Raw genomic sequence first — 5,032 nt, 5'->3', positions numbered from 1 at the left:
TTTTATAGGTTTATCTGAAAAAGAAGTAATGCCTTCCCAAGCAAATGACAACATTTTTTTCAAAGGATATTTACTCTCCCCTAATACTCTTTCTTTTCTTTTATAATATATTTTACTTTGTTGAAATCCAATTAAAGGGAATATTCCTCTTAAGAATAGATGAGATTCATTAAATTTTAAAAATTCAAGCAATACTTTATTATTTATTATTCTATAGTCTGCATGATTATAATGAATATTCACTCCTAACTTCATCATGAATAAATAAAATAATTCTGCAGTTTTTCTTTTAAAAAATGTATCTGTTATTCTTTCTTCCCTTATTCCATAAACAATATCATTCCCTTTAGTATATTCTGATATCATATCTTCAATAGAATTAATATCATCTTGAAGATCTACATCCATTGTAATATAAGCATCAAAACTATTTTTAAGAGTTTCCAGACCTGCAAGTAATGTAAATTGATGTCCAACATTTCTTGCTAATTTAATTCCAATAATGTTAATTTCTTTAAAGCTTTCTATTATCTCCCATGTTTTGTCTTTACTTCCATCATCTACAAAACAAATCTTACTATCTGAAGAAATAATTTTTTTAGAAACAAGTTTAGTAAACTTCTCAACAATTTCATTTTTAGTTTTAATAAGAACTTCTTCTTCATTATAACAAGGAAAGATAATTACAATCTTATTCATTATCTAAATTCTTTATATATTCAATTATTCTCTTCACTGCTTTTCCATCTCCATATGGATTATGTGCATTACTCATTTTTTCATATAAATTCTTATCATCTATTAAAGCTTGTACATTTTTAACAATTAAATCTACATTTGATCCTACTAGTTTTACTGTACCAGCTTCTACAGCTTCTGGTCTTTCTGTTTCATCACGAACAACAATTACAGGTTTTCCTAAACTTGGAGCCTCTTCTTGCACTCCGCCACTATCGGTAACAATAATCTTTGATTCGTTCATTAGCCAAATAAAATTAGGATAGTTTAATGGTTCTATTAAAACTATATTTTCAATACTAATCAATTCTTCATGAACAATTTTTAAGATTTTAGGATTTAAATGGACAGGAAAAACAAATTGATAATTTTCGTTCGATAATGCAAGTTCTTTTACAGCTTTACATACATTCAAAATTCCATTACCATGGTTTTCTCTACGATGACAAGTTATCAAAACAATTTCCTTATTAGATAATAATCTTAATTTTAAATCTGCAACAATAGAGCTATCAGATTTTACTTTTTCTATTCCATATAACAAAGCATCAATAACAGTATTTCCAGTAACAAAAATTTTACTATCATCAATGTTTTCTTTAATTAAATTTCTTTTAGATGATTCAGTCGGAGAAAAATGATAATCACTCAATACAGATGTAATTCTTCGATTTGCTTCCTCAGGAAAAGGATTTCTTAAGTCTGAAGTTCTCAAACCTGCCTCTATATGGCAAATTTTAGAGCCATGATAAAAAGAGGCTAAACTAGCAGCCATTGTAGTAGATGTATCTCCATGTACAAATACATAATCAGGATTATAAACTTCTAATACTTCTTTTAAATTATGAATTATTCGTTCTGTTATACTATATAAAGTTTGATTTTCAGTCATTATATTTAATCTATAATCACATTCCAATTCAAAAAAATCTAATACTTGATCCAACATTTCTTTATGTTGTCCAGTATTACAAATTTTTACATCAAAAAAATCTTCTTCTTTAAAAGACTTTATTAATGGAGCTACTTTTATTGCTTCTGGTCGTGTTCCAAAAACAAATAAAATTTTTTTCATACTTAATATAATAATTTAGGTAAATTTCTAATACAAAACGCTAAATTACTAATTTTCTTTTAAATTAATCTTCATTTATTTTTTAACCAACTCATCTAATTTATTCCGTAAATTTGTTCTCACATTTTAAACTAAATTATTTGAACTATGTTCCTCGAAAATACCTTTAATCATAACAAAAAAAGTGGATGGATAGAAGTCATCTGTGGCTCAATGTTTTCTGGTAAAACCGAAGAACTTATACGCCGTCTAAAACGTGCCGAATTTGCTAAACAACGTGTCGAAATTTTCAAACCAACAGTCGATACACGTTATGCAGAACGCGAAGTGGTTTCACACAATCAAAACTCGATTACATCAACGCCTGTCGAATATTCTTCGGCAATTTTATTATTGGCTGATGATTGTGATGTGGTAGGAATTGACGAAGCGCAATTCTTTGATGAAGGAATCGTAGATGTTGCCAATCAATTAGCGAACGAAGGAAAACGTGTGATAGTGGCTGGTTTGGATATGGATTTTAAAGGTCGACCATTTGGTCCTATGCCTAATCTAATGGCAACTGCCGAATATGTGACCAAAGTACATGCGATTTGCGTGCGTACAGGAAATTTAGCCAATTACTCACACAGAAAAATAGACAGTGATCGTCTTGTCGAATTAGGCGAAACTTCAGAATACGAACCATTAAGCCGAGCTGCTTTTTGGGAAGAACATAACAAACAAAAAGTTGAAAACGTATAATCTAAATCAAATTTCGAGCATCACCAATGGTACTTTGATTGGAAACGGAGATGCCATCATCGATCAAATATTCTTTGATTCGCGTATGATTGTCAATCCAACTCACGGAATTTTCTTTGCACTTCATGTCAATCAAAAAGATGGTCATTTATATATTCAAGATGCCTATCAAAAAGGAATTCGAAATTTTGTGGTCGAAAAAGCATTGACTCATTTACCTCAAGCAAATTTTATAGAGGTTGAAAATCCTCTATTTGCTTTACAAAATTGGGCAAAAATTCATCGTCAACAATATCAGTTTCCTGTCATCGGAATTACAGGTTCTAATGGAAAAACAATTGTGAAAGAATGGTTGAATCAATTGTTATGGAAAAAATTCTCAATTGTTCGAAGTCCAAAAAGTTATAATTCTCAATTCGGAGCAGCGCTTTCTGTTTTGCAAATGGAAGAAAAAAATGATTTGGGAATTTTTGAGGCAGGAATTTCGATGCCAAACGAAATGCAAAATCTCGAAGAAATTATTCAGCCCACAATTGGTGTATTGACAAAAATTGGAGAAGCGCATTTAGAGAATTTCAAAAATCAAGAAGAATTGATTCAAGAAAAACTGAAATTATTTTCGAATGTAGAAAAATTAGTTTTCAATATCGATAATGAAAAAGTTCGTCAAGCTATTCTTGAAAACATATATTTAAGCAATATAGATAAATATTCTTATGGTTATTCAGATTCTGCCACTGTGCAAATCAAGCAAATCATAAGTAATCAGACTAATACGCAAATTTCTATTTTACATAATCAAGAAGAATTCACTTATTCTATTCCTTTTATTGATGATGCTTCGATTAAAAACAGTTTAATTTGTTTAACAACATTAATCAGTTTAAACATTGATTACAATCAATTTAAAGAAGAATTTAATCAATTATTACCAATCGAAATGCGTTTGGAAATAAAAGAAGCGATTAATCATTCTATCTTAATTAATGATACCTTCAATTCTGATCTAAATTCATTAAAAATTGGGCTAAATGTTCTTAATCAACAACCTCGTGATAAAAAATCGCTGGTTTTGACGGATATTTTACAAAGTAATTTATCTGACGAAGATTTATATCAACAAGCTGCCGATTTAGTGAATCCTTATCATTTTGATGAAATCGTTTTGATTGGTGAAAAAATTTCGCAGTTCAAAAATTTGTTTCAATCGTATGTTCGTTCATTTAATTCGACTGAAGAATTCTTGGAACAATTCAAACATCAACATGTCGATAACGAAGCAATTTTATTAAAAGGTGCTCGTCCATTCAAATTAGAAAAAATTTCGAACGAATTGGAAACGCGTTCCAACGATTCTGTTCTCGAAATTAATTTGCAACATCTTATCGAAAATATAAATGTATATCGTTCGTTGCTAAAACCAACCACTAAATTGATGTGTATGGTAAAAGCGAATAGTTACGGAACGGGTAGTTTTGAAGTGGCAAATACGTTACAAAATAATGGAGTTGATTTTCTTGGTGTCGCAATTGCTGACGAAGGAAAAGAATTACGCGAAGCTGGAATTACGGTACCAATTATTGTGATGAATCCAGAGCAAAGTAGTTATTCTACTGTAATCGATTATCAATTGGAACCCGAAATTTATAGTTTACGTGTGTTAAAATTATTTATTCAAAAATTACAAGAAAAACAGATTTCTTCATCTTTTCCAATTCATCTGAAAATGGAAACGGGAATGAATCGTCTTGGGTTTCATGAAAATGATTTCGAAGAATTAATTGCAATTTTAAAAGATCATTCACAGGTTGTTGTTCGATCAATTTTCACGCATTTGGCAACAGCAGATATGCCAGAAGAAGAAGATTATGTCAAATATCAATTGAATCGTTTTGATAACAGTTATGCTGCTATTTCAACAGCCTTAAACATAAAACCAATTAAACATGCGTTAAATTCTCCAGGAATTGTTGCCTATGGCGAACATCAATACGACATGGTTCGTTTAGGAATTGGTATGTACGGTTATTCGGAATATACCGATTTTATGGAGAAATACCTGAAACCTGTTGTACGTTTTAAAACGGTTATTTCTCAAATTTCTGAAATTGAAAAAGGTGAAACTGTAAGTTACGGTCGTCGATTTACCGCAGAACGAAATACCAAAATTGCAACTTTACCTGTAGGTTATGCCGACGGCATTCGTCGTTCGCTTGGTTATGGAAAGGGAAAAGTTGGTATTCATGGAAAATTAGCTACCATAACAGGATCTGTTTGCATGGATATGATGATGGTTGATGTAACTGACATATCTTGTAAAGAAGGTGATGAAGTTACAATCTTTGGTAATCTTCCAACTTTAGCGGACGTTACCGAATGGTTAGATACAATTCCTTACGAGGTTTTGACTTCTGTTTCGCAACGGATAAAACGAGTATATTATAAAGAATAATACATAGAAAGAGTTACTGAAAA

At 30.5% G+C, this 5,032-nt stretch carries 4 protein-coding genes; 2 read left to right on the top strand and 2 right to left on the bottom strand.

Going from position 1 to position 5,032, the window contains the following annotated elements:
- Positions 1-699, bottom strand: a 699-nt coding sequence (locus tag Q0616_RS02830; RefSeq protein WP_298774932.1) for a glycosyltransferase family 2 protein, incomplete at its 3' end; no start/stop codon positions are given.
- Positions 692-1,813, bottom strand: a complete 1,122-nt coding sequence (wecB, locus tag Q0616_RS02825; protein WP_286483453.1) for a non-hydrolyzing UDP-N-acetylglucosamine 2-epimerase — start codon at positions 1,811-1,813, stop codon at positions 692-694. The genes wecB and Q0616_RS02830, both read right to left, overlap by 8 nt.
- A gap of 147 nt (positions 1,814-1,960) precedes the next feature.
- On the opposite strand from wecB, the gene Q0616_RS02820 reads away from it, so the two are divergent.
- Complete coding sequence (locus Q0616_RS02820; RefSeq protein ID WP_171622936.1) at positions 1,961-2,557, top strand: thymidine kinase; 597 nt, start codon at positions 1,961-1,963, stop codon at positions 2,555-2,557.
- A complete protein-coding gene (locus Q0616_RS02815; protein ID WP_225542073.1) occupies positions 2,544-5,009 on the top strand; it encodes a bifunctional UDP-N-acetylmuramoyl-tripeptide:D-alanyl-D-alanine ligase/alanine racemase in 2,466 nt (821 codons plus the stop codon). The genes Q0616_RS02820 and Q0616_RS02815 overlap by 14 nt, the downstream gene beginning before the upstream one ends.
- Positions 5,010-5,032: the final 23 nt, after the last annotated feature.

Source organism: uncultured Empedobacter sp. (assembly GCF_937930195.1).
Lineage (GTDB): Bacteria > Bacteroidota > Bacteroidia > Flavobacteriales > Weeksellaceae > Empedobacter > Empedobacter stercoris.
This window is presented reverse-complemented; position numbering and strand designations above follow the sequence as displayed.